Annotated in this window: 28 protein-coding genes; 12 read left to right on the top strand and 16 right to left on the bottom strand. The window is 70.1% G+C overall.

Features of this window, described 5'->3' with window-relative positions; all coding sequences use genetic code 11:
* Positions 1-13 precede the first annotated feature (13 nt).
* The 8 genes from OG828_RS22465 to OG828_RS22430 all read right to left on the bottom strand — a co-directional run bounded on the left by OG828_RS22465 (position 14) and on the right by OG828_RS22430 (position 8,814).
* On the bottom strand, positions 14-1,045 hold the full coding sequence (locus OG828_RS22465) for an isopenicillin N synthase family dioxygenase (RefSeq protein ID WP_328502115.1): 1,032 nt from the start codon (positions 1,043-1,045) through the stop codon (positions 14-16).
* Positions 1,046-1,372: 327 nt separating this feature from the next.
* Positions 1,373-1,996 carry a TetR/AcrR family transcriptional regulator gene (locus tag OG828_RS22460; protein WP_328439282.1) on the bottom strand — a complete coding sequence of 208 codons (624 nt, stop codon included), beginning with the start codon at positions 1,994-1,996 and terminating at the stop codon, positions 1,373-1,375.
* 17 nt (positions 1,997-2,013) lie between these two features.
* Positions 2,014-2,694, bottom strand: a complete 681-nt coding sequence (locus tag OG828_RS22455; protein ID WP_328502114.1) for a response regulator transcription factor — start codon at positions 2,692-2,694, stop codon at positions 2,014-2,016.
* A gap of 87 nt (positions 2,695-2,781) precedes the next feature.
* Complete coding sequence (locus OG828_RS22450) at positions 2,782-4,488, bottom strand: histidine kinase (RefSeq protein ID WP_443062512.1); 1,707 nt, start codon at positions 4,486-4,488, stop codon at positions 2,782-2,784.
* Positions 4,489-4,599: 111 nt separating this feature from the next.
* The gene (locus tag OG828_RS22445) at positions 4,600-5,109 is read right to left on the bottom strand and encodes an alpha/beta hydrolase (RefSeq protein WP_328502112.1); all 510 of its coding nucleotides are present in this window, start codon (positions 5,107-5,109) and stop codon (positions 4,600-4,602) included.
* Positions 5,110-5,165: 56 nt separating this feature from the next.
* Positions 5,166-6,167 (bottom strand): alpha/beta fold hydrolase, encoded by a 1,002-nt coding sequence (locus OG828_RS22440; protein ID WP_328502111.1) that lies wholly within the window; start codon positions 6,165-6,167, stop codon positions 5,166-5,168.
* 106 nt (positions 6,168-6,273) lie between these two features.
* Positions 6,274-7,968, bottom strand: coding sequence for a bifunctional 3'-5' exonuclease/DNA polymerase (locus tag OG828_RS22435; protein WP_328502110.1), 1,695 nt, complete (start codon positions 7,966-7,968; stop codon positions 6,274-6,276).
* A 63-nt stretch (positions 7,969-8,031) separates the two neighbouring features.
* Positions 8,032-8,814 (bottom strand): Clp protease N-terminal domain-containing protein, encoded by a 783-nt coding sequence (locus OG828_RS22430; protein ID WP_328359690.1) that lies wholly within the window; start codon positions 8,812-8,814, stop codon positions 8,032-8,034.
* A gap of 93 nt (positions 8,815-8,907) precedes the next feature.
* Here OG828_RS22430 and OG828_RS22425 point away from each other — a divergent pair, with 93 nt between their 5' ends.
* On the top strand, positions 8,908-10,008 hold the full coding sequence (locus tag OG828_RS22425; protein WP_328502109.1) for a DUF2786 domain-containing protein: 1,101 nt from the start codon (positions 8,908-8,910) through the stop codon (positions 10,006-10,008).
* A gap of 3 nt (positions 10,009-10,011) precedes the next feature.
* Here the strand turns inward: OG828_RS22425 and OG828_RS22420 are convergent, their stop codons facing one another.
* From OG828_RS22420 to rpmB, 4 genes are all read right to left on the bottom strand, one after another.
* Positions 10,012-10,554: a DUF4232 domain-containing protein gene (locus OG828_RS22420; protein WP_328502108.1), complete on the bottom strand. Its 543-nt coding sequence runs from the start codon at positions 10,552-10,554 to the stop codon at positions 10,012-10,014.
* A 95-nt stretch (positions 10,555-10,649) separates the two neighbouring features.
* Positions 10,650-11,126, bottom strand: a complete 477-nt coding sequence (locus tag OG828_RS22415; RefSeq protein WP_328439271.1) for a hypothetical protein — start codon at positions 11,124-11,126, stop codon at positions 10,650-10,652.
* A 73-nt stretch (positions 11,127-11,199) separates the two neighbouring features.
* A complete protein-coding gene (rpsN, locus tag OG828_RS22410) occupies positions 11,200-11,505 on the bottom strand; it encodes a 30S ribosomal protein S14 (protein ID WP_328439269.1) in 306 nt (101 codons plus the stop codon).
* A complete protein-coding gene (gene rpmB, locus OG828_RS22405) occupies positions 11,505-11,741 on the bottom strand; it encodes a 50S ribosomal protein L28 (protein WP_328439268.1) in 237 nt (78 codons plus the stop codon). The genes rpsN and rpmB overlap by 1 nt, the downstream gene beginning before the upstream one ends.
* 62 nt (positions 11,742-11,803) lie before the next feature.
* Between rpmB and rpmG the strand changes: the two genes are divergently transcribed.
* The 5 genes from rpmG (at position 11,804) to OG828_RS22380 (ending at position 14,294) form a co-directional block, all read left to right on the top strand.
* Positions 11,804-11,968 (top strand): 50S ribosomal protein L33, encoded by a 165-nt coding sequence (gene rpmG, locus OG828_RS22400; RefSeq protein WP_003999141.1) that lies wholly within the window; start codon positions 11,804-11,806, stop codon positions 11,966-11,968.
* Between the two features lie 8 nt (positions 11,969-11,976).
* Positions 11,977-12,225, top strand: coding sequence for a type B 50S ribosomal protein L31 (locus OG828_RS22395; protein WP_210577945.1), 249 nt, complete (start codon positions 11,977-11,979; stop codon positions 12,223-12,225).
* On the top strand, positions 12,225-13,436 hold the full coding sequence (locus tag OG828_RS22390; RefSeq protein ID WP_328502107.1) for a CobW family GTP-binding protein: 1,212 nt from the start codon (positions 12,225-12,227) through the stop codon (positions 13,434-13,436). The genes OG828_RS22395 and OG828_RS22390 overlap by 1 nt, the downstream gene beginning before the upstream one ends.
* A gap of 6 nt (positions 13,437-13,442) precedes the next feature.
* Entirely contained in the window at positions 13,443-13,676 is a 234-nt protein-coding gene (gene rpsR, locus OG828_RS22385) for a 30S ribosomal protein S18 (RefSeq protein ID WP_328359665.1), read from the top strand.
* A 351-nt stretch (positions 13,677-14,027) separates the two neighbouring features.
* A complete protein-coding gene (locus tag OG828_RS22380; RefSeq protein ID WP_210577948.1) occupies positions 14,028-14,294 on the top strand; it encodes a DUF397 domain-containing protein in 267 nt (88 codons plus the stop codon).
* A gap of 116 nt (positions 14,295-14,410) precedes the next feature.
* Here OG828_RS22380 and OG828_RS22375 read toward each other — a convergent pair whose 3' ends face one another.
* Positions 14,411-14,893: an ATP-binding protein gene (locus OG828_RS22375; protein ID WP_246886070.1), complete on the bottom strand. Its 483-nt coding sequence runs from the start codon at positions 14,891-14,893 to the stop codon at positions 14,411-14,413.
* A 358-nt stretch (positions 14,894-15,251) separates the two neighbouring features.
* Here OG828_RS22375 and OG828_RS22370 point away from each other — a divergent pair, with 358 nt between their 5' ends.
* From OG828_RS22370 to OG828_RS22350, 5 genes are all read left to right on the top strand, one after another.
* The gene (locus OG828_RS22370; protein ID WP_210578028.1) at positions 15,252-16,076 is read left to right on the top strand and encodes a helix-turn-helix domain-containing protein; all 825 of its coding nucleotides are present in this window, start codon (positions 15,252-15,254) and stop codon (positions 16,074-16,076) included.
* Between the two features lie 89 nt (positions 16,077-16,165).
* On the top strand, positions 16,166-17,626 hold the full coding sequence (locus tag OG828_RS22365) for an aldehyde dehydrogenase family protein (RefSeq protein ID WP_328502106.1): 1,461 nt from the start codon (positions 16,166-16,168) through the stop codon (positions 17,624-17,626).
* A 47-nt stretch (positions 17,627-17,673) separates the two neighbouring features.
* Positions 17,674-18,315: a PadR family transcriptional regulator gene (locus OG828_RS22360; protein WP_328359655.1), complete on the top strand. Its 642-nt coding sequence runs from the start codon at positions 17,674-17,676 to the stop codon at positions 18,313-18,315.
* A 73-nt stretch (positions 18,316-18,388) separates the two neighbouring features.
* Positions 18,389-19,339, top strand: coding sequence for an ATP-binding cassette domain-containing protein (locus OG828_RS22355; protein WP_328439266.1), 951 nt, complete (start codon positions 18,389-18,391; stop codon positions 19,337-19,339).
* Complete coding sequence (locus tag OG828_RS22350; RefSeq protein WP_328502105.1) at positions 19,336-20,097, top strand: ABC transporter permease; 762 nt, start codon at positions 19,336-19,338, stop codon at positions 20,095-20,097. The genes OG828_RS22355 and OG828_RS22350 overlap by 4 nt, the downstream gene beginning before the upstream one ends.
* 93 nt (positions 20,098-20,190) lie before the next feature.
* Here OG828_RS22350 and OG828_RS22345 read toward each other — a convergent pair whose 3' ends face one another.
* Both OG828_RS22345 and OG828_RS22340 read right to left on the bottom strand, forming a co-directional pair.
* Positions 20,191-21,585 carry a glutamate decarboxylase gene (locus OG828_RS22345; RefSeq protein WP_328502104.1) on the bottom strand — a complete coding sequence of 465 codons (1,395 nt, stop codon included), beginning with the start codon at positions 21,583-21,585 and terminating at the stop codon, positions 20,191-20,193.
* A gap of 41 nt (positions 21,586-21,626) precedes the next feature.
* Positions 21,627-22,241, bottom strand: coding sequence for a Uma2 family endonuclease (locus OG828_RS22340; RefSeq protein WP_328359643.1), 615 nt, complete (start codon positions 22,239-22,241; stop codon positions 21,627-21,629).
* Positions 22,242-22,425: 184 nt separating this feature from the next.
* On the opposite strand from OG828_RS22340, the gene OG828_RS22335 reads away from it, so the two are divergent.
* Positions 22,426-23,187, top strand: a complete 762-nt coding sequence (locus OG828_RS22335) for a MerR family transcriptional regulator (RefSeq protein WP_328502103.1) — start codon at positions 22,426-22,428, stop codon at positions 23,185-23,187.
* 21 nt (positions 23,188-23,208) lie between these two features.
* On the opposite strand, the gene OG828_RS22330 is transcribed toward OG828_RS22335, so the two are convergent.
* Complete coding sequence (locus tag OG828_RS22330) at positions 23,209-23,574, bottom strand: YbjQ family protein (RefSeq protein ID WP_328359637.1); 366 nt, start codon at positions 23,572-23,574, stop codon at positions 23,209-23,211.
* Between the last annotated feature and the right edge of the window lie 112 nt (positions 23,575-23,686).

Genomic DNA, 23,686 nt, shown 5'->3' with positions numbered 1-23,686 from the left:
CACGACGACACCCCTATCGTGCGAAGTTGGCAGCGATGCGCTGCTGGATGTACTGCTCCGCAGTGATCGGCGGATACCGGCCGTCCGGCCCCTCGATCACCACGTCACGGTCGGCCTGGGCGAAGAAGGCGATGCTGTAGCGGGCGCCCCGGTCGTCGCCGGGGCCCGGGGACTTGACCCGGTGGAAGTTGGACGGCAGCCGGTCGTCGCTCCACCGCGTCAGCATGTCGCCGATGTTGCAGGTGATGGCGTCGGCCGAGGGCACCACGGGAGTCCACTCCTGGGCCTCGGCCTCCTTCCCCGGGCACACCTGCAGCCCGCCCTGCCCGTCCCGCTGGAAGAGCAGCGTCAGGCAGTCGAAGTCGGTGTGCGCACCGGCCCGCCACACGTTCGGGTCGTACTCGGCGTCCTCGGGGAGCGCGAAGTAGTGCAGCATCCGCAGGGTGGACTGGTAGTGCTCGCTTTGCGGGTCGTGGGAGCGTGCGAAGAAGTCGCTGTCGAAGCCCAGCTTGTCGGCGAAGCAGGACAGGACCCGCATCGCCACCTCGCGGCAGCGGGCCTCGAAGGCGAGGGCGCGCGGCCGGAACCCGGGCAGGACGTCGTCGGGCCACAGCCCTTCCATGTGAGGGCGGGTGACCTGGTACGACTCCTTCTGGTCCGGTGTCCCGACGGACGGCCTGACCTGGGTCATCGACTCCCAGCCGGAGTTGAGGCCCTTCTTCAGCCCGTGCCGGGCCTTGTGGGCCTCGGGCAGCGCGAAGAATCCCTCGGCGTTCGTGAACGCCTCGTCCACCAGGGCCTGATCGATGCCGTGGTTGACCAGTTGGAAGAACCCGATGTCCGTGGCCGCCGCCCACAGCTCCTCGGTGATCTCGGCCTTGCGGGCCTCGAAGTCGGAGAGGTCGATGCGGCGGATCTCCCGCGCCGTGGTCTCGGTTCCGGCCCCGCCCATGCGGGTTTCCTTGTCGAGTTCGGCGAGGCCGTACGTCGATCGAGGCGTCGTGTGCGGCACCGCACGCGTCGTGATGTCAGTCATGTCAGTCATCGCGGCAAGTACTCCTGCGTACGTCGGAGTGGTGTTCTCCGAAGTCCTACGAGGTGCAGTCACCGCCCCTGCACCCCCACCGCGGGCACACAGAGGTCCGCGGGCACGGTCGGCCTCGGACCCGTTCGTGGGTCCGGCGCCGTGGGCTGGCATACGCCCCGTCGACTGGGGCCATGCGCGATGGAGCCAGCGTGACGGCGGCGTGTTTCATCCAGGGACCAGTTCTGTTACTGCGACAGCACGTCCACCCGAGCACCTCGTTGTCGCCGCACGGGGATCACCGGCAGCGATGCAACAAGCGCGAGGCCCGCCTGTTCCGCCCCGCCGTCAGCTCGCAGGCAAGGTCACGAGCTCCAGTCGGCCTCCGGCGAGGGCGACGACAGCGGAGACCAGAGCCTGCAGACAGGTGTGCTCGGCCTCATCGTCGGGCAGTGAGAGATGCTGCTCCGCGAGGCCGTCGAAGCCGGCCAGGAAGAACCGGGCGATGATCTCCGCCGGCTGGGCGAGCCGGTGACCGGTGCGCTCGGCAGCCTCGTTCACCAGCCTCGTCGTCACCGCCGTCACCTCGCGGGCGTGGCCCTCAAGGGTCTCCTGCAGCCGAGGTGTCCGGAGCGCGAACATGGACAGCTCGGTGAGCAGCTGGTGGGTGGTCGGCTGCTCGCGCACGGTCTGCCACAGGGCGGCGGCGAATGCCGCGACCGTCTCCTCGAAGCCGGCGTCCGCTTGCGCCGCCCCTTCCACCTGGGCGATCAGATCATGGGTGAGCTGCTCCATGACGGCCCGGTACAGATCTTCCTTCGTGCCGAAGGTGTAGTGCACCGTTGCCTGAGCCACGCCCAGCTCGGCCGCGATGGCGCGGGTGCTTCCGGCAGCCACGCCCTCCCTCGTCATGAGGTCGATGGCGGCCTTGATCAGCTGCGGGCGGCGCTCTGCCGCGGAAACGTGAGCCATGGAGGCATCATAACGACTTAGTCCAATGAGTAAGTCGTTCGATCAAGTGGGCCCAACCCCGCATCCCGCGCCAGCAGCGCCGCCTGTACCCGGTTCTCGCACTGCAGCTTCGTCAGGATCCGGCTGACGTACGTCTTCACCGTCGCCTCGCTGACATGGATCCGCTCGCCGGCGTCGGCGTTCGAGAGTCCCTCGCCGAGGAGCGCGAGGACCTCCAACTCCCGTTCGCTGAGCGACTGCAGGCGTCGCCGCGCCTCCTCCGCGCGGGCCGCAGCCGGGCCCGAGGCGAGCGAGTCGACGACGTGGCGGGTGGCGCCGGGGGAGAGGTACGCGTCCCCGGCCGCCGCAGCCCGTACCGCTTGGATCAGCTCGCCCGGTGCCGAGTCCTTCAGAAGGAATCCCGCGCCGCCGTGGCTCAGTGCGCGCAGTACGTTCTCGCGTTCGCCGAACGTCGTCAGGATCAGCGGGCGTACGGACGGCGCGACCCGCCGTAGCTCGGCCAGGGCACTCAGCCCGTCCAGCACCGGCATCTGGATGTCGAGCAGGGCCACGTCGACGGCGTGGGCCCGGACCAGGTCGACCGCCTCGCGGCCGTTGCCGGCCTCCGCCACGACGTCGATGTCGTCGGCGGAGGTGAGGATCATCCTGATGCCCGCCCGGATGAGCGGTTCGTCATCCGCGACGAGGACCCTGATCACAGCTCTCCCGCAAGGCTTTTGGTACGGACGGGACGTGAGGACGCCCCACGCCCCCACCTTACTCACGCCCCAAGAGTCGCCGTACGCCTACGACTTGACCGTGTACGACTGCTTCTCGATCAGTTTTCCGTCCCTGAAGCAGAACCGGAAGAGCGGCTCGTCGTCCAGGTTGTCCGGTATCTCCGTCGACAGGAGGACCAGGCAGTCGGCGCCTTTCGGCTTCGCGGGCCCCTTGTCGCGCAGACCGTCGGTCAGGAACGACTCGCCGTCCGGCAGCTTGCCTCGTACGGCCGTCTCGGTGTCGCCGACCTTCACGGACTTGTAGACGGACGGTTCGATCATGGCCTTGTCGCTCTCGTTCCACAGTTTGGCGATGCCCCAGACGGCAAGCGCCCCGAGACCGACGATGATCACGAGTGCGGCGCCGCACCCGATCGCGATGCCCTTCTTCTTGCTTCCCATGGCGAGGTCGAGCTCCTTCTGCTTCTCCGGCGGGCCGGACCAGTCGATGACTGCTCCACCGTCGCCGGGCCGCGCCCCCTCGCTCTGCCCCCGGAAGTCGTTCGTCGCTTCGACGAACGTCGTCACCTGCGCCACCGAACCCGCCCGCTCCGCGCTCCCGTACGGCAGGACGCCCGCGACCCGGAACCCCCCGCCCGCCGCCGGCCCGGCATGCACCATGCCGCCGACCAGCCGGGCCCGTTCCTGCAGCCCGGTCAGCCCCTGCCCGCCGCTCACCACGAGCCGTCGCCCGCCATCCGCCGCCTCGGACACCGGCCCGTTGGCGACCTCGACCACCAGGGAGTCCGGCTCGTACCGCAGCTCTACGACGATCGGGGCCCCCGGCGCATGCTTCAGCGCGTTGGTCAGCGCCTCCTGCACGATCCGGTACGCCGCATGGTCCGCGGCGGGTGCCGGCGACCGCTCCTCGCCCGCCCGCCGCAGCTCTACGTCCGCCCCCGCGCCCCGCGACGCCTCCACCAGGCCGTCGATCCCCGCCACGCCCCGGGCCGCGGGCGCCGTCTCGCTCTCGTGCTCCTGCGCGTGCGTACCGTCGCGCAGGATGCCGACGGCCTCACGCAGCTCGTGCATCGCCGCCACGGACGCGTCGCGCAGCACCCCGACGGCCTCGCGCTGCCGGTCCGTCAGCTTCCGGTCGACCTCCAGCGCGCCGGTGTGCACGGCGATCAGCGCCAGCTGGTGGCCGAGGCTGTCGTGCATGTCCTGGGCTATCCGCTGCCGTTCCCGAAGGCGCGCATGGGAGGCGATGATCTCGCGTTCCCGCAGCAGTTGGGCGTTGTGCTCGTGCAACGCGTGCATGAGGGTGCGGCGTTGGGTGCGGTAGCGGGCGGCGAGGCCGGGCACGACGGTCATCGCCAGGAACGTGAGCGTGCTGAACAGCAGCGTCGGCCCCACGGAGAGGACGGATGCGCCCTGGGAGACGGTCAGCGCCGCATAGAGGACGTACGACACCGTGAACGCCGCCAGCGCCCACCGCGGCGCCTTGATCCTCGGGCCCGCCGACCAGCCCGCGACCGTCAACAGGGCCCAGAAACCGACGAGTACGCCGGCGAGCGCGCCCGCGAGGACGAGCACGCTCGCCGGGAACACCCGCCGCAGCAGGGACATCGCGGCGGCGCCCAGCGCCACGGCGACCGTCGCCGCCGGGCCGTTGTCCAGCACACCCATCGTCGCCGACAGGGCCAGCACCAGGGCGAGGACCGTCTCGCCGACGATCCGCCGTCGGGACCACATCCCCGGCACGACCAGTCGTTTCCAGCCGTCACGGGCCATCGTCGTCACATTCACACGGCAAAGGTAGGTGTCGACGACCTTGCCCACAGCATCCCTTCGTCGCACCCGCGTCCGACGAAAGTCGCACCGTCGTCCGCCCGGACGGCGCGCTCACTTCCGGCAGGTCGGGTTTCCGGTGGGCAGCCGCCCGGACTCCAGGTACGCGTTCACCTTCGCGTCGACGCAGGCGTTGCCGTACTCGCCGAACACACCGTGCACGATGGCTCCTTGCAGGGTCAGCAGCCGGGAGCCGGTCAGCAGGCCGTGCATGGCCCTGCTGCCCCGGTAGGTGGTGGCGGTGTCGCCGGTGGCGGAGACGATCAGCGCGGGGGTGTCGTTGGCGATCGTGGTCGGCTGCTCGCGGGGCGACTCGGGCCAGAAGGCACACGGGGCGATGTTGTTGGTCATCGGTCCGAACAGGGGGTGGCGGGCCCGGCTGCGTTCGATGTCGCGCCAGTAGACCTCGGGATCCCGGGACGCGGCCGCGTCGCCGCAGATGATCGCCGCCGCGGGGCTGGCGAGAGGCGAACTCGAGGCGTCGAGCGCGAACCGCAGGAGACCCGCCAGCTCCGGGGTCGGTTCGACGGCGACCCCCTTCGCCGCCTTGTCCAGCACACCCACGGCGCGTGCGAACGCGGCACGCTGCTCCTCCTGGTCGCTGCCGCTGCTGTTCGAGATCAGATACGGCAGCGGTGCTCGTCGATGTCGTACGGGCCGACGCGCAACGGCCGTTCCGTCGCCGCGTCGACGATCCGCCGCACGGTGGCGAGAACGGCGTCCCGGCTCGTGCCCAGGCCGTACGTCCCGTGCCGCGCCGCGGTCCAGGACGCCCAGGCCCGCAGCGCCCGCTCCGCGGGGACCTCCCTGCCCCGCAGCAGACGGGGGCCGTACGTGCGGGGATCGCCGGCGCTGTCGAGGACGACCCGGTCGGTGCGGCCGGGGAACATCTGCATGTACACGGCGCCGAGATAGGCGCCGTAGGAGTACCCGAGGAAGGAGATCCGGGGTTCGCCCAGCACCGAGCGGACGACGTCCATGTCGCGGGCGGTGTTGCGGGTGGTGACATACGGCAGCACATCGCCGTGCCGGGCGGCGCACCGCTCGGCGAGGTCCTTCTGGAAGGCGACCTGGCGGTCGAACGCGGCCCGGCTGTACCCGGCCGAGCGGATCCAGATACCGGCGGGCCAGCCGCAGTCGAGTGCCTCACTGCGGCCCACGAATCTCGGGTCCATGCCGATGATGTCGTACCGCGCGGCCGTCTTGCCGAGGTGGGCGCGGGTCCTCAGCGGCATGCCGAGCGTCGGCTCGGCGGGGCCGCCGCTGTTGAGCATCAGGGTGCCGATCCGGTGCTTCCGGTCGGCCGCGGGTAACCGGGACAGGGCGATCTCCATCGTCCGGCCCGTCGGGCGGGAGTAGTCGAGCGGCACGGTGACCCGGGCGCACCGGGCCCCGGCGCGGTCCAGCGCGGTCCCCTCCTCGTCGTCCGGTCCCTGCCGGCAATCGGTCCAGGTGATGTGCTGGCGGTGGTAGGCGGCGAGTCCGGTGGCGGGGTCCTCGGTGGCGTGCGCGGCGGTGCCTGAGGCGGCGAGGGCCAGTACGCCGACGGCTGCGCCGAGGCGCTTCGCGGAGGCGCTCCAAGTCAGAGCGTGGGTGCGGGTTTTGCGTGTCTTCGTCGTCATGCGGCGAAGCTAAGCGCTTCGCCGGACGCGTGGAAGTCCAGACGAGGGTGACACCTGCGGGCCGGTGGGGGCTGGTCGCGCAGTTCCCCGCGCCCCTTCGGGGCGCTTATTTCGCGTCTGCATAACACTCCACCACCGCCGTCGTGAACGGAAACCGCACCGGCGTCTCACCGAACGTCAGCCGGCCCGCGAGGTCCGATGCCTCCCGGATCGCCGTCACGACCGTTTCGGCCTCCTCCTCGGGACAGTGGACGATCACCTCGTCGTGCTGGAAGAAGACCAGTTCCGCCGACATGCCCGCGCAGGCTTGCCGGAGCGCGGCGAGGAGCAGCAGGGTCCAGTCGGCGGCGCTGCCCTGGACGACGAAGTTGCGGGCGAAGCGGCCGCGGGCGCGGGCGTTGGTGGAGGCGTAGCCCGGCACCCAGGCGTCGTCGCCGGGCGGCGCGTCGGCCGGATCGTCCTGCGGAATCCCCGCCTCCTCGGTGGTGGCGTCGGTCGCTCCGGCCGCCGGGGGACACGTACGCCCGAGCCAGGTCCGTACGAGCCGCCCCTCCTCGCCCTCGCGCGCCGCGTCGTCGACGTACGCCACCGCCTTGGGGAAGCGGCGTCTGAGGGCGGCGAGGTTCTTCAGGCCGTCGCCGGACGTCTGCCCGTACACCGCTCCCAGGACGGCGAGCTTGGCCTGGGCGCGGTCTCCGGAGAAGGCGCGGTCGGAGACGGACTGGTACAGGTCGGTCTCCCTGCCCGCCACCTCCATCAGCCCGGGGTCGCGGGAGATGGCCGCGAGGACGCGCGGCTCCATCTGGTCGGCGTCGGCGACGACCAGCCGCCAGCCGGGGTCGGCGACCACCGCGCGCCGGATGACCTTGGGGATCTGCAACGCGCCCCCGCCGTTGGTCACCCAGCGGCCGGTGACGGTCCCGCCCGCGAGGAACTCGGGCCGGAACCGGCCGTCCCGGACCCAGTCCTGCAGCCAGGACCAGCCGTGCGCCACCCAGATGCGGTACAGCTTTTTGTACTCGATCAGCGGCTTCACGGCCGGGTGGTCGACGGACTCGATCTCCCAGCGGCGGGTCGATCTGACCTTGATCCCGGCCTGCGCGAAGGCCTTGATCACATCGGCCGGCAGATCGGGCCGCACCCGGCGCCCGAAGGCGGCCGACACCTCGTCCGCCAGCTCCGCCAGCCGCCGCGGCTCCCCGCCGCCCGCATACCGCTCGCCGAGCAGTTCGTGCAGCACCCGGCGGTGGACGTCAGCGCTCCACGGCAGCCCCGCCCGGTTCATCTCGGCGGCGACCAGCATCCCCGCCGACTCGGCTGCCGTCAGCAGCCGCATCCGCCCCGGGTGCGCCGCCTTGTCGTGCCGGCGCTGCTGCTCGGCGTAGACCTCGATGAGATCGGCCAGCGGTACATGCACGGACTGCGGCTCGAAGAGGGGTGACTGGGCGCCGGGTTCGGCCGAGCGCTGGGGTGGGTCCGGCGGTACGGGGCCGCGGCGCAGCCGGGCCAGGGCGGCGGCCGCCGAGCGGGGTTCGCCGGACCGCCCCTCGTGGCCGAGCAGGAGGGTCTCGGCGTCCTCGATGTCGTAGCACCGCTCGACTCGCACCCCCGTGGCGAGCAGACGCGGATAGACCTCGGCGGTGGAACGCCAGACCCAGCGCGTGACCTCCGGCCGGCCGCGCACCGCCGCGGCCAGGTCCGGCTCCCGCACGACCGGTCCGGCGGGCAGCCCGTCCGGGCCGAGGGGGGCGAGCTCGGCGCCGCCGTCCTCGGCCGGAGCGAGTGCCCACCGATCGGTCATGCTGCGAGTGTGGCACCCGGGTCTGACAACGGCCTCAGCCTTGCGTTTTGCCCTTCCTGAGCCCTACGCGGAGCCCTCCCCGGAGTCCTTCTCGCTGGACTCCTCAGCGGCCTTCTTGGTCGTCTCCTCACCGCTCTTCAGGAACTGGGAGAGCAGCCCGACGATGTACTCCTCCATCGCCTGCTTGGTGAGTCCGAGGCCGGACAGAACACCCGTGCCGTTCTCGAACTCCAGCAGGGCCAGCAGGATGTGCTCGGTGCCGATGTAGTTGTGGCCGAGGCGCAGGGCCTCGCGGAAGGTGAGCTCCAGGACCTTCTTGGCGTCGGAGCCGTAGGGGACGAGGTCGGGGACCTTGTCCGCGGCGGGCGGCAGCGCGGCGGTGGCGGCCTGGCGTACGGAGTCCAGCGGGACGCCGTGCGCCGTGATCGCCTTCGCGGCCAGGCCGTCCGGATCGGCCAGCAGGCCGAGGACCAGGTGCGCGGGGCGGCCCTCGGGGTTGCGGGCCGCGACGGCCTCGTTGTGGGCGGCCATCACCGCGTTGCGGGCACGCGCCGTGTAGCGGCCGAAGCCCGCTTGCGGGTCGAGGTCGGCCGACTCCTTCGGCACGAAGCGCTTCTGCGCGGCCTGCCGGGTGACGCCCATGCTCCTGCCGATGTCCGTCCAGGAGGCGCCCGATCGCCGGGCCTGGTCCACGAAGTGGCCGATCAGATGGTCGGCCACCTCCCCGAGGTGATCACCGGCGATCACCGCGTCCTGGAGCTGGTCGAGGGGCTCGTCGTGGACCTTCTTGATGGCTTCGATGAGTTCGTCGAGACGTACGGATGACGTGGTTGGGTTCGTCGACATGTGTCAACCGTAGGTTGCGCCCTTAGGGGTGTCAACCCCGGGTTGACACCCCATGCCGTCCACGCGCGCGTGCCCCCATGGCACGATCGCCACGTGACCAGCAGCACCGTCGAACGTGCCTTCCGGGCCGCCCTCTACGGCGACACCGACACCGCCCTCGACACCGGCGCGTCCCTCCTCGCCGCCGACCCGAGCGCGGACGCCGAACTCGCCCGCCGCGGCCAGGAGTTCGTGGCGACGGCCTGGCGACGCGGCTGGCAGCCCGCCGACGTCGTACGGATCGTGCGGCGCGAGCTGGACGACGTACACGTACGCCTCGTATCGGCCCTCATCCGCGCGCAGATGTCGTACGACCGACCGCGCGGCCCCCGCTGGACCGCACAGCTCGACGAACTGACCGCCGAAGCCCCGCCCGCCACCGACCGCTTCTCGCACGCGACGGCCGTCCTGGAGCTGTACCGGCTGCTGCTGCGCCTGCCCGCGCTGGAGCCCCTGGACGAGCCGTCCGGCAGCCACCCCAAGTCCGAGTCCCGCATGCTCACCCGCATCCGCGCCCTGCTGGCGAAGGCGGAGGCGACCGGCTTTCCGGAGGAGGCGGAGGCGCTCAGCGCCAAGGCGCAGGAGCTGATGGCGCGGCACAGCATCGACGAGGCGCTGCTGGCGGGCCGGGCGCCCACCGCGGACGTGCCCGGCGCCTGCCGGATCGGGGTCGAGCCGCCGTACGAGCAGGCCAAGGCGGTGCTGCTGGACGCGGTCGCCACTGCCAACCACTGCCGTGCCGTGTGGAACGAACCTCTCGGCTTCACCACCGTCGTCGGCTTCGAACCCGACCTGGAGGCCGTCGAACTCCTCTACACCTCACTGCTGGTGCAGGCGCAGACCGCGATGACGAAGGCGGAGGCCGCCCAGCGCGCGGGCGGACGCAGGCGGACCAAGACCTTCCGGCAGTCCTTCCTCGCGGCCTACGCCCACCGCGTCGGCACCCGCCTGGCAGCCGCTGCCGAGACCCAGGTCACCGGCGACCTGCTCCCGGTCCTCGCCTCCCGGGAACTCGCCGTCACCGGCCGCCTGGACCGCATGTTCCCGGAGACGACCACGACCCGGCTGCGCGGGGTCACGGACGCGGCGGGCTGGACGGAAGGGGCTGAGGCGGCGGACCGGGCGCAGGTCGGCCGCCGGAAGCCGCTGCGCTGAGCCTCAGTCGCCCGTCTGCTGGAACCCGCTGAGCGAGGCGTCCGGCACGTCACCGCTCTTGAGGGCGACATCGCCGTACTCCCAAGGGAAGTCGCGAGGGCTGGTGTCGCCGGGCAGGTAGATCTTCAGCGTCTTCGCGGCGAGGCTCTTCGCCCCGCCTTCCTCGCCCCGCACATAGGTGAGCGTGAAGGACACCTCGGCGTCCTTGGCGAGCGTGAGCTTCTGGGGCTTCGCCGCCTTGTCCACGGGGACCTTGCCGACGGAGTCCCCGGTGTCCAGGCCGGCGGCGGGCAGGCCGTCCACGGTGCACTCGGCGTCGCGGTTGATGATCGTGACGGCGAGGTTGCCCGTGTCTCCGACGGCGGGTGCGCTGTTGGCCGGCCCCAGGTGCATGGCGACGTTGTGCATCTTGCAGGGCTCACCGGGTTTTGTGCTCTGCGTGACTTCTCGCTCCTCGGCGCTGCTGTTGCTGCTGCCGCCGCTGTCGCAGGCGGTCAGCAGCAGGGCCGCGGCGAGGGCGGTGACGGCGAGAGGTGTGGCGCGCATGGGCTTCCTCGGGGGCGTGGGCGGTCGCGTGCATGGATCATCACGCATGAGGGTGGGGCGCGGTTGCGGACCCCCGCTCACCGAGCCGCCGGTGATCAGCCCAGGCTCGCCGTGGGCAGCCCCGAAGGCAGCTGCCCGCCCTCCGCCTTGGTGTACGTCTCCGCGCCGAGCCCGTCCTCCCACGTCACCTTGAGCGTCTTCCCGTCGACGGAGTCGACCATCCCCGTCGCCCGGTCCTTGCTGCCGTCGGTGCACTTGAGGTGGATCATCCGCATGCCGGACTCCTCGCCCGAGGTCCCGCTGCACACGGTCCCGCCGGTCGCGAAGAGCCCGGCCTCCGTGCCGGTGATGACCAGCGCGACGGCCTTGCCGTCGGTCGTGGCGAGCCAGCTGCCCGTCAGATCGCCGGACGCGGACGCCGACCCGCCGGTGCCACCGCCCGTGTCCGCCGTCTCGGTCGAGGAGGCGGAGGCGCTGGGGCTCGGCGCGGAGTCGTCGTCCGAGCCGCCACCGCAGGCGGTCAGCACCAGCGCGCCCACCACGCCGGCGACCGCGAGTCGCACGTTCGTCACCGAAGTCACTGCTGGCTCCCAAGCTCTGGCCGGAAGGTTCGCAGCAAGCTACCAGTACTTGCCAGTAGGGGACTTACCAGGAGGACTTCCGGACCCCCGGCAGGTACCCCGCGTGCGCCTGTCCACGCAGGTTCACCCGGGACAGCCCGAAGGCGCGGAAGTAGCCGCGGGGCCGCCCGTCGACGCTGTCGCGGTTGCGTACGCGGGTGGCGCTGGCGTTGCGCGGCTGCCTGCGCAACTCCTGCTCGGCGGCGAGGCGTTCGGCCTCCGTCGAGGACGGCCGGCGGATGATCTCCTTCAGCTCGGCCCGGCGCCCGGCGTACCGCGCGACGATCTCCTGCCGCTTCTCGTTCTTCGCGATCTTGCTCTTCTTCGCCATCAGACCCTCACTCCCCGGGCGCGGATCCGGGCCACGGCCGCCTCGATGCCGATCGTGTCGATGGTCTTGATGCCCTTCGTGCTCAGCTTCAGCCGGACGTAACGGCCCTCGCTGGGCAGCCAGTAGCGCTTGGACTGGATGTTCGGGTCGAAGCGGCGGGAGGTCCGCCGGTGCGAGTGGGAGATCGTGTTGCCGAAGCCCGGCTGGGCCCCGGTCAGCATGCAGTGGGCGGACAAGGGTGACGCACCTCTCTCGACGGTGTTGTGTAAATGGAATTCATTTTCAGTAAGATACCAGCATGGCACGCAACGAACTCCGACCGGTCATCAAGCTCCGGTCCACGGCGGGGACCGGCTACACGTACGTGACCCGCAAGAACCGCCGCAACGACCCGGACCGTATGACCCTGCGCAAGTACGACCCGGTCGTCGGCCGTCACGTCGACTTCCGAGAGGAGCGCTGAACCACCCCATGCGCAAGGAAATCCACCCCGAGTACGGCCCCGTCGTCTTCCGTGACCGTGCCGCGAACTACGCCTTCCTCACCCGCTCCACGATGACCAGCGAGAAGACCGTCGAGTGGGAGGACGGCAACACCTACCCGGTCGTCGACGTCGAGATCTCGAACGTCAGCCACCCCTTCTACACCGGCACCGCCCGCGTCCTGGACACCGCAGGCCGCGTCGAGCGCTTCGAGCGCCGGTACGGAAAGCAGGGCTGATGCTCTCCGTCGTCATCGTCGGCGGGCTGCATGCCGACGCCCGCAAGGCGACCGTGGAGCGGTTGCTCACCGACGTCCCCGGCAGCGTCGTACTCCATCACGACCTGGCGACGGCCGTCGCCGGAACGGTCGTACGGACCGTGCGCGACGCCACCGGCATCCTGTCCGCCGGTGAGGCCCCGCTGGTCAACGACTGCGCGTGCTGCGCGCTGCGGGAAGACCTGGTGCCCGAACTGCTGCGCCTGCGCGACGCCGGAACGGTCCGGCTCGCGATCGTCGAGCTGTGGGACTCCGTCGAGCCCAAGGCCATGGCCGAGGTGGTCACCGGCGGCGGGCTCACCGTCACCGGCGTGATCACCGCGGTCGACCCGGCGCTCCTGCTGCCGTACCTCGGCAACGGCGACGACCTGGCGGAGCGCGGCCTCGCCGCCGCGGCCACCGACCAGCGCACGGTCGCCGACACCTTCGCGCGACAGCTGGAGTACGCCCCCGTCCTCGCCCTCGTCGACTCCCCGGAGGCCGACGACGAGGACCGCGAGCTGCTCGCCCAGCTGCACCCGACGGCCCGTCAGGTCCCGGTCGGCCACGGTGACCTGGCGGGCGCTCAGGGCGATCGCGCGCCGGAACCGTCCGACGACGGCCTGACGGTGCCCGCCCCGCGCCGCCGCCCCCTGACGCCGCTCGCGCAGGCGGCCCTTGCCGGCTTCGACGTCGAGTCGGCCGCCGCGGCCCAGCACCCCGCGTGCGCGCTGCTGCCCGCCGACGCCGACGCGCACGGCGTCTCCACGCTGGTCTGGCACCGCCGCCGGCCCTTCCACCCGGAGCGGCTGTATGCGGCGCTGGAGGACCTGACCTGCGCGGCGGCCCGCAGCCGGGGCCGGTTCTGGCTCGCCGACAAGCCGGACACGCTGCTGCACTGGGACGCGGCGGGCGGTGCGCTGTGCGTGGAGAGCGCGGGCCCCTGGCTCGCCGCGCTGCCGGACGCGGCCTGGGAGATGGTGCCGCCGGTGCGCCGCGCCGCCGCCGCGATGGACTGGCATCCGGAGCACGGCGACTGCTGCCAGCACCTGGTCTTCACGTCCCCCGGCCTCGACCGCGACGGACTTCAGGAGCTGCTGGAGTCCTGCCTGCTCACCGACGCCGAGTACGCCGCCGGGCGCGACGCCTGGAAGCGGCTGCCGCCCGCCTTCGACACCCTCCTGGAGGTCTGACCCCCCATGGCCCGCAAGCCCGAACGCAAGCCCGCCAAGAACCGCCCCAACCCGCTGGACCAGGCCAAGGTCGAGTACATCGACTACAAGGACACCGATCTGCTGCGGAAGTTCATCTCCGACCGTGGCAAGATCCGCAGCCGCCGCGTCACCCGCGTCTCCGCCCAGCAGCAGCGCCTGCTGGCCCGCGCGATCAAGAACGCGCGCGAGATGGCACTGCTCCCGTACGCGAGCCGCTGAGGCCGCGCGCTCCCTCAGGACACCGCCGGCTTCGGTGACACCCGGCGCCGACGCGGGGCCTGCTCTCCCCGGCAGGCCCCGTTCTGCTCGTGCAGCGGCACGATCCCCCGGCCGATGGAACAGGAATGGCGTGGAACGCGTCTGTTCCTAGGACACGAGGAATCCGATCCGGTCCCCGGGGCAGACGCTGGAGAGCTTCGGTGAAGGGGCCGCCCAAGCTGTAACCGCAGGACCACCGCGCGTGCACGTGCATCTGCCCATGCATCTGCACTGGAACACGGTTATGATCCGGGTCAAGTTGACCACTGCATCAATGGCCTCACCAGCCAGTGCACCACCGGGGAGCGACCTGTGGACCACGACGTGTACGACGTTGCCGACGCGTCCGGCGTGTACAACGGCATGGCCGCCGCCCAACTGCGGGTGGCCTGGCAGAAGAGCAGGCACAGCAACTCGCAGGGCTCCTGCGTGGAGTTCGCGCGGCTGCCCGGCGGCGAGGTCGCCGTGCGCAACTCGCGCTTCCCGGACGGTCCCGCACTCGTCTACACGCGTGCGGAGATCGAGGCGATGCTGCTGGGCATCAAGGACGGCGAGTTCGACCACTTGATAGCGGGCTGAGACCCGGTCCAGGCAGCGGACCGGGAACCGGCCGGCCAGGCGACAACTGACGGTGGTCGTCCCCTGGCCTTGCGTAACGCGCGTAGAACCGCGGCCCCAGAAAGGGCCGCGGTGGATCACTCGGCCGCGCTCGGCGCCGACAGCAGGAACAGCGCCCAGACGACCTTGCCGCCCATGGTGCCGGCCAGCGGATGCCAGCCCCAGCTGTCGCTGAACGAGTCCACCAGGAACAGGCCGCGGCCGGACTCCGCCGAGAAGTCGTCCGAATCGCGCGCGACCGGGCTGTCGTCACTGGGATCACGCACCGCGCACACCAGCCGCTCGGTCCAGCGCATCAGGTGCAGCCGCACGGGCGGTATCTGCTCCGTGACGCAGGCGGGCCCCGGCAGCGCATGACGCAGGGAGTTGGTGACCAGTTCGGAGACGACCAGGCACACATCGTCGAAGCGGTCGCTCAGTTCCCACTGGTCGAGCGTTCTGCGGGTGAACTGCCGCGCCTCGCGCACCGCTTCGTAGCGGGCGGGCAGGGCACAGGAGGCGGCGTTGGACACGGCCGCGGGATCCAGCGGCGGAAGGCCCTGCCGTAACGGCTCGAGCATGGTCGATCCATTCGTCCCCATGCGAGGCACTCCCGGGAATCGCGGTCGTTGCGATGCAGATGCAGCGGTGACGCGGGACCATGGTTTCGGATGCGCCAACCAGATGCAAGGGCAGATGCACGTGCACGCGACCGAATTGGACCCTCCCGTACCACTTCTTGGTCATTTTTTCTGCCCACTTCCCTCCTGTTGGTGGCCCCTCTCCCCTTGAACCCGAGTGGAATCTTTGGCTTCTTTCCATCTCTGTAATCGGACGAGTACTGCTCGGAGTGTTTTAGTGGCAGACTTCGGGCCCTGAAGACGGTTGGGGAGGCTGGCGAACGTGAGCGCGGGAGAGCCCGGATCGGTGGTGCGGCGGATGCTGCTCGGCTCGCAACTCAGGCGACTGCGTGAGACACGTGGCATCACGCGCGAGGCCGCGGGGTATTCCATCCGTGCCTCCGAGTCGAAGATCAGCCGGATGGAGCTGGGCCGGGTGAGCTTCAAGACGCGGGACGTCGAGGATCTGCTGACGCTGTACGGCATCACGGACGAGTCGGAGCGCACCTCGCTGCTCTCACTCGCCAGGGAGGCCAACGTGGCGGGTTGGTGGCACAGTTACTCGGACGTCCTGCCGAGCTGGTTCCCCACCTATGTGGGCCTGGAGGGCGCGTGTTCCCTCATCCGCGCCTACGAGGTGCAGTTCGTGCACGGACTGCTGCAGACCGAGGCATACGCCCGCGCGGTCGTCCGGCGCGGTATGAAGGGCGCGAGCGAGGCGGACGTGGAGCGGCGGGTGGCGCTGCGCCTGGAGCGGCAGAAGTACCTCGTCGACGAGAGCGGCCCGGAGTTCCACATCGTCCTCGACGAGGCCGCCCTGCGCCGGCCGTACGGCGACCGCGAGGTGATGCGCGGTCAGCTCCAGCACCTCATCGAGGTCTCCGAGCGGCCCAACGTACGACTGCAGATCATGCCGTTCAGCTTCGGCGGCCACTCCGGCGAGTCCGGCGCGTTCACGATCCTGTCCTTCCCGGAGTCCGACCTGTCGGACGTCGTCTACCTGGAGCAGCTCACCAGCGCGCTGTACCTCGACAAGCACGAGGACGTGGCCCAGTACGAGAAGGCGCTGAAGGAACTTCAGCAGGACAGCCCGGGGCCCGGCGAGAGCCGCGATCTTCTCCGAGGTCTCCTTCAACTCTCTTGAAACGCAAGTACGATGACTTGTGATCAGACCGTGAAGTCGATCGACGGTGATGGCAGTCGATCGGTGTCTGCTAGGGATTGAGGGATCACATGTCGTCCTACTTCACCGACCTGGCTCAGCAGTACATCGACGGTGAGTGGCGCTCGGGCACAGGCTCCTGGGACATCATCGACTTCAACCCGTACGACGGCGAGAAGCTGGCGTCGATCACCATAGCCACGGTCGACGAGGTCGACGAGGCGTACCAGGCGGCGGCCCGCGCCCAGAAGCAGTGGGCCGCGACCAATCCGTACGCGCGCCGGGCGGTCTTCGAGAAGACCCTTCGCGTGATCGAGGAGCGCGAGCAGGAGATCACCGAGGTGATCATCGCCGAGCTCGGCGGCACCCATCTGAAGGCCGGCTTCGAACTCCACCTCGCCAAGGAGTTCCTGCGCGAGGCGATCCACCTGGCGCTGCGCCCCGAGGGCAAGATCATCCCCTCTCCGGTGGACGGCAAGGAGAACCGCGTCTACCGCGCGCCGGTCGGCGTCGTGGGCGTGATCAGCCCCTTCAACTTCCCGTTCCTGCTGTCCCTGAAGTCCGTCGCCCCCGCCCTGGCGCTGGGTAACGCCGTCGTCCTCAAGCCGCACCAGAACACCCCGATCTGCGGTGGCTCCCTGGTCGCGAAGATCCTCGAGGACGCGGGCCTGCCGCCCGGTCTGCTGAATGTCGTCATCACGGACATCGCGGAGATCGGCGACGCCTTCATCGAGCACCCGATCCCGAAGGTCATCTCCTTCACCGGCTCCGACAAGGTCGGCCGCCACGTCGCCACCGTCTGCGCCGCGAACTTCAAGCGCTCCGTCCTCGAACTGGGCGGCAACAGCGCGCTGGTGGTGCTCGACGACGCCGACATCGACTATGCGGTCGACGCGGCGGTCTTCAGCCGGTACGTCCATCAGGGCCAGGTCTGCATGGCCGCGAACCGTGTGCTGGTGGACCGCTCGGTCGCCGACGAGTTCACCGAGAAGTTCGTCGCCAAGGTCAGGACCCTCAAGGCCGGCGACCCGAGCGACCCGCAGACCGTCATCGGTCCGGTCATCAACTCCTCCCAGGCGGACGCCCTTTCGGCCACCGTCGAGCAGGCGATCGCCGAGGGCGCGACGGCCCTGGTGCACGGCACGATCACGGACAACCTGGTCGAGCCGTCCGTCCTGACCGGCCTCCCCGCCGACTCGGCCCTCCTCAGGCAGGAGGTCTTCGGCCCGGTCGCCTTCCTCGTCCCCTTCGACGGCGAGGCCGAGGCCGTCCGCCTCGTCAACGACACGCCGTACGGCCTCAGCGGCGCCGTGCACACCGGCAACATCGAGCGCGGCGTGAACTTCGCCAAGCAGATCGACACCGGCATGTTCCACGTGAACGACGGCACCGTCCACGACGAGCCGATCGTCCCCTTCGGCGGCGAGAAGAACTCCGGCCTCGGCCGCCTCAACGGCGAGACCATGCTGGACTCGTTCACCACCCTGAAGTGGATCTCGGTACAGCATGGGCGGAGCAGGTTCCCGTTCTAGGACGCCGGGCCGCGGGGCACCTCGACGAACGGCCTAATCTGGACCGCATGTCAGCGATCCGTCTCCTCGTGCTCGGTGCGGTCCGTCAGCACGGGCGGGCCCATGGGTACCAGGTGCGCAACGACCTGGAGTACTGGGGCGCGCACGAGTGGTCCAACGCCAAGCCCGGCTCGATCTACCACGCCCTGAAGCAGATGGCGAAACAGGGGCTGCTGCACGCGCACGAGATCGCGCCGTCCACGGCCGGCGGACCGCCGAGGACCGAGTACGAGATCACCGAGAAGGGCACCGAGGAATACCTCCGGCTGGTGCGCGAGGCGCTGACCTCGTACGACCAGAAGATGGACGTCAAGTCGGCCGCCATCGGCTTCATGGTGGACCTGCCGAGGGCCGAGGCGGTCGCCCTCCTCAAGGAGCGGATCCGGCGGATCGAGGAGTGGCGCGCGGCCGTCACCGAGCACTACATCCCCGAGGACGGACCCGGACAGTTCGGTCACATCGGCGAGATCATGAACCTCTGGATCCACACCGCCCACGCCGAGGCCGCCTGGGCGCTGGGGCTCATCGAGCGGATCGAGGGCGGGGCGTACACGTTCGCGGGGGAGGGCGAGCCGTTCGTCGGTGTCCTCGCCGAGGGCCAGGAGAACCCGTACGCGACGAAGCAGCCGCATCCCGAGGACCATCGTTAATCAAGTTTGACTAATCGAGGTCGGGGTACTATCTTCGAGCTGGTAGTCAAGTTTGACTAGCGAGGGAGTCCCAGTGGCCGACACGGCGATCACCGTCGAAGGCGCACACAAGAAGTACGGCGACAAGAAGGCACTGGACGGGCTCGACCTGGCGGTCGGGCGCGGCACGGTGCACGGAGTGCTCGGCCCGAACGGCGCCGGCAAGACGACCCTGGTCCGCATCCTGTCCACCCTGCTGCGCCCCGACAGCGGCCGCATCGAGGTGGCGGGACACGACGTGCTGACCGAGGCCCAGGCGGTCCGCTTCCGCATCGGCCTGCTCGGCCAGCACGCGGCGCTCGACGAGGAACTCGGCGGCCACCAGAACCTGGAGATGTTCGGCCGCCTCTACCACCTCGGCGCCCGCCACGCGCGCGTGCGGGCCGGCGAGCTCCTGGAGCGCTTCGGCCTCGCGGACACCGGACGCAAGGCGGTCAAGCAGTACAGCGGCGGCATGCGGCGCCGCCTCGACCTGGCCGCCTCCCTGATCACCGACCCGGAGGTGCTCTTCCTGGACGAACCCACGACCGGTCTCGACCCGCGCGGCCGAGCCGAGGTGTGGGCCGCGGTCCGCTCACTGGTCGGCGGCGGTACGACGGTCCTGCTCACCACCCAGTACCTGGAGGAAGCCGATCAACTGGCCGACCGCATCTCGGTCGTCGACTTGGGCCGGGTCATCGCCGACGGCACGGCGGACGAGCTGAAGCGGCTGATCGGCGGCGACCGCATCGACGTCGTCCTGCGCGACGCGGGACAGCTGGGAGCCGCCGTGGCCCTGCTGCCCGTACCGAAGGACGACATCTCCGTCGACCCCGACCGCCGGCTGCTAAGCGCCCCGGTCACCGACCGGATGGCGGCGCTCTCCGGGGTCGTACGGGCCCTGGAGTCGGCCGGGATCGTGGCCGAGGACGTCGCGCTGCGGCGCCCGACGCTGGACGAAGTCTTCCTGCATCTGACGGCGGACCGAGCGAAGGAGGCCGTATGACCACATACGCACTGACCGACTCCTGGACCATGACCCGCCGTGAACTCGCCCACTGGGCACGGCAACCCGTCCAGGTGATCGTCGGGCTGGTCTTCCCCGTGATGCTGCTGGTGATGTTCGGCTACCTCGTCGGCGGCGGCCGGGGCGTGCGCGGCGACTACATCGACTATCTGATGCCCGGCATGCTCGCGCTCACCATGGCCTTCGGCCTGGAGGGCACCATGCTCGCCGTCACCCAGGACCTCAACAAGGGGGTCATCGACCGCTTCCGTTCGATGCCGATGACCAACGGGGCGGTCCTGGTGGGCCGTTCGACCGCCGACATGTTCCAGTCGGCGGTCGGCCTGGCGGTGATGATCGGCGTCGGCTACGCACTCGGCTGGCGGGCGAACGGCTCGGTGGGAGGCTTCCTGGGCGCGGTCGGCCTGTTGCTGCTGTTCCGGTTCGCGATGCTGTGGATCGGCATCCACCTGGCGATGGTGGCGGGGAAGCCGGAGATGCTGGTGGCCGTCCAGATCCTGATCTGGCCGGTCGGCTTCCTCTCCAACGCCTTCGCCACCCCCTCCTCCATGCCCGACTGGCTGGGCACGGTCGTCGAGTGGAACCCGATGTCCCAGACCGCGACCGCGGCACGGGACCTGTTCGGCAGCCCGGGCGGCGAACCGGGCCACGTCTGGGCAGCGGTCGTATGGCCACTGCTCCTGCTCGCCGTGTTCTTCCCACTGGCGGTGCGACGGTTCGGGCGGCTGAGTCGCTGAGCAGGACTGGTGGAGGCCGGTGGCGCACAGCGCCCCGAAGGGGCGCGGGGAACTGCGCGACCAGCCCCCACCGGCCCGCAGCAGGCGAACCGCTCAGTGGTGGAACCCGGTGGCCATCTCCCGGTCCCGCGTCAGCGGACCCGGCTGCTGGCGCAGCTCCGGCACCAGCCGGCCCAGGTCCTCGACGAACAACTCGGCGAGATCCGCCGAGAAACCGTTACGGCAGACGACCCGCAGCACGGACAGGTCCCCGCGGTTCGGCGGGAACGTGTACGCCGGGACCAGCCAGCCCCGCTCGCGCAGCCGCCGGGAGACGTCGAAGACGTCGTACGACGTCACGTCCGGACCGGTCGTGAAGGCGAAGACGGGCAACTCGTCGCCGTGGGTCAGCAGCCGGAAGTCACCGAGCGCCGCGACCCGTTCGGCGAGGCCCCGGGCCACGTCCCGGGTGGACTGCTGCACCGCCCGGTAGCCCTCGCGGCCCAGCCGCAGGAACGTGTAGTACTGCGCGACCACTTGGGCGCCAGGGCGGGAGAAGTTGAGCGCGAAGGTGGGCATCTCGCCGCCCAAGTAGTTGACGCGGAAGACGAGTTCCTCGGGCAGCTCGGCGGGGGAGCGCCACAGGGCCCAGCCGACGCCCGGGTAGACGAGCCCGTACTTGTGCCCGGAGGTGTTGATCGACGCCACGCGCGGGAGGCGGAAGTCCCACACCAGGTCTTCGTCGAGGAAGGGCGCGACCATCGCGCCCGACGCGCCGTCGACATGCACCGGGATGTCGAGGCCGGTGCGCTTCTGAAGGTCGTCCAGGGCCGCGCACAGGTCCGCGATCGGCTCGTACGAACCGTCAAAGGTGGAGCCGAGGACGCCGACGACCCCGATGGTGTTCTCGTCGCACAGCTCGGCGGCGGCCTGTGGATCGAGGTGGAACCGCTCGCCGTCCATGGGGACCTGGCGGGCTTCCACCTCCCAGAAAGCGCAGAACTTGTCCCAGCAGACCTGGACGTTGACGCCCATCACGAGATTCGGCCGGCCGCCCTGATTCCGTTTGCTCCAGCGCCGCTTCAGCGCCATCCCCGCGAGCATGCACGCCTCGCTCGAACCGGTCGTCGAACAGCCCACGGCCGCCGCCGGATCGGGCGCGTTCCACAGGTCGGCAAGCATCGCCACACAGCGCCGCTCCAGCTCGGCGGTGCGCGGGTACTCGTCCTTGTCGATCATGTTCTTGTCCCGGCACTCCGCCATCAGGACCCCGGCCTGCGGCTCCATCCAGGTGGTGACGAAGGTGGCGAGGTTGAGCCGCGAGTTGCCGTCCAGCATCAGCTCGTCGTGAACGAGTTGGTACGCCGTCGTGGGCGCCATGGGGTGGTCCGGCAGCCGGTGCTTGGGCGGCGCCTGGGCCATACCGGCGACCGGGTTGGCCTCGCCGTAGAGGGGATTGACGGAGAGGGGGCGCTCGTCGGGTTCGGCTGGGCCTTTGTGGAGGGGCATTCTGCGAGGGTACGGACGGATCGGGCGTATCGCCCGGCGGGTCAGTCTTCGATCAGGGAGCGCAGGTCGATCTCGACGGGGAAGGGGACGATGGTGCTGAGTTTGTCGGTGTGGACGGGGCGGTCCGGGCGTGGGATGAAGACGCCGCTGTCCTCGTCGAGCCAGAACTGGTGGACCTCGGGGATGTCGTCCTGGCCGCGCTCGACGCGCCAGTAGTGGGCGATGCCGGCCTGGGCATACCTTCCGGGCTTGTGGAAACGGTCCATGCCACGGGAGCCCGGGGAGACTACCTCGATAGCGAGGACAACGCATGCCACCGGCGTGCACTCCATGGTGTAGAGGTCAACTTCGGTTTTGTCGTACACGACGATGTCCGGCTTGGGCACGTTGTTCTTATCGAACATGGTCCAGCGTTCGGTATTCAGGCCATATGGGTCCCGTTTCGCCCGCCGCAGGTGGAAGAACAGCTCGTCCCGTACATGGTCGTGCCACCAAGTCGTCGCCCCACGTACCACGATGTTCCCATCCACGAGTTCCCAGTCGAACGGGACGTCCAGCTCCTTGACCTGGTCCCATGTCCAGCCCTCCTTGGGCGGGAACATCCAGTTCTCAGGAGTGGCCCGCGTGTGGTGCTCGGTGTCTGCCTCTGCGGCCATGACTGCTCCCATGGGGAAGATCGTGGGTGGCGGTGCATGTCTCTGTTCCCGGTACGACGGTAGCGCCACCCGTCCGAGTGAAGCCGCATCGTTCCTGCATATGGGTGCGGGCGGGAATCGGGCTTGCACCTCACGCAACGTGAGGCCCCAGCCTGGAGCGCGTACCCAGAAGGGAGCGGAAACCGTGAGCTACTCGGTGGGCCAGGTCGCCGGATTCGCCGGTGTGACCGTGCGCACGCTGCACCACTACGACGACATCGGCCTGCTCGTCCCGAGCGAGCGCAGCCACGCGGGGCACCGGCGTTACAGCGACGCCGACCTCGACCGGCTGCAGCAGATCCTGTTCTACCGCGAACTCGGCTTCCCGCTCGACGAGGTCGCCGCCCTGCTCGACGACCCGGAGACGGACCCGCGCGTACACCTGCGTCGCCAGCACGAACTGCTGACCGCCCGGATCGAGAAGCTGCGGAAGATGGCGGCGGCCGTGGAACACGCCATGGAGGCACGCAAGATGGGCATCAACCTCACGCCCGAGGAGAAGTTCGAGGTGTTCGGGGACAAGGATCCCGAGCAGTACGCCGAGGAGGCGGAACAGCGCTGGGGCGGCACGGAGGCGTACGCCGAGTCACAGCGCCGCGCCGCGAGCTACACCAAGGAGGACTGGAAGCGCATGCAGGCCGAGGTGGCTGACTGGGGCGAGCGCTATGACGCCCTGATGGCCGCCGACGAGCCGCCGACCGGCGAGCGGGCCATGGACATGGCCGAGGAGCACCGGCGGCACATCACCCGGTGGTTCTACGAGTGCACGTACGAACTCCATACAGGGCTGGCCGAGATGTACGTCTCCGACGAGCGCTTCAAGGCGTTCTACGACTCCATGCGCCCCGGCCTCGCCGAACACCTCAGGGACGCGATCACGGCGAACGCGGCCCGGCACACCTCGTAACCCCCTGGCCCGGGCGTCGCCCTACTCCCGGGCCAGGATCACCGCCGTCCCGTACGCGCACACCTCCGTGCCGACGTCCGCGGCCTCCGTCACATCGAAGCGGAACGCCAGCACTCCGTTGGCTCCACGCGCGCGTGCCTGCTCGACGAGCCGCTCCATGGCCTGGTTCCGGGTCTGCACCAGCGTCTTCGTCAGCCCTCGGAGCTCGCCGCCGATCATCGACTTCAGCCCGGCGCCGATCTGACTGCCCAGGTGCCGCGACCGCACGGTCAGCCCGAAGACCTCGCCCAGAACCTCCTGGACGCGATATCCGGGGATGTCGTTCGTCGTCACGACCAATACGTCCGGCTGGGGCCCCTGGCCGCCGCCGTAATCCTCGATGCCCATGACCCACAGCTTCGCCTCACTGACCGCACAGTGCATCCTGGAGACACCGGTGGAACCTGGGACGGACGCTTTGCGTTGATAGCTTTGTCCGGCCGCACCGGCCACCGCACTT

Source organism: Streptomyces sp. NBC_00457 (genome assembly GCF_036014015.1).
Taxonomy (GTDB): Bacteria; Actinomycetota; Actinomycetes; order Streptomycetales; family Streptomycetaceae; genus Streptomyces.
This window is presented reverse-complemented; position numbering and strand designations above follow the sequence as displayed.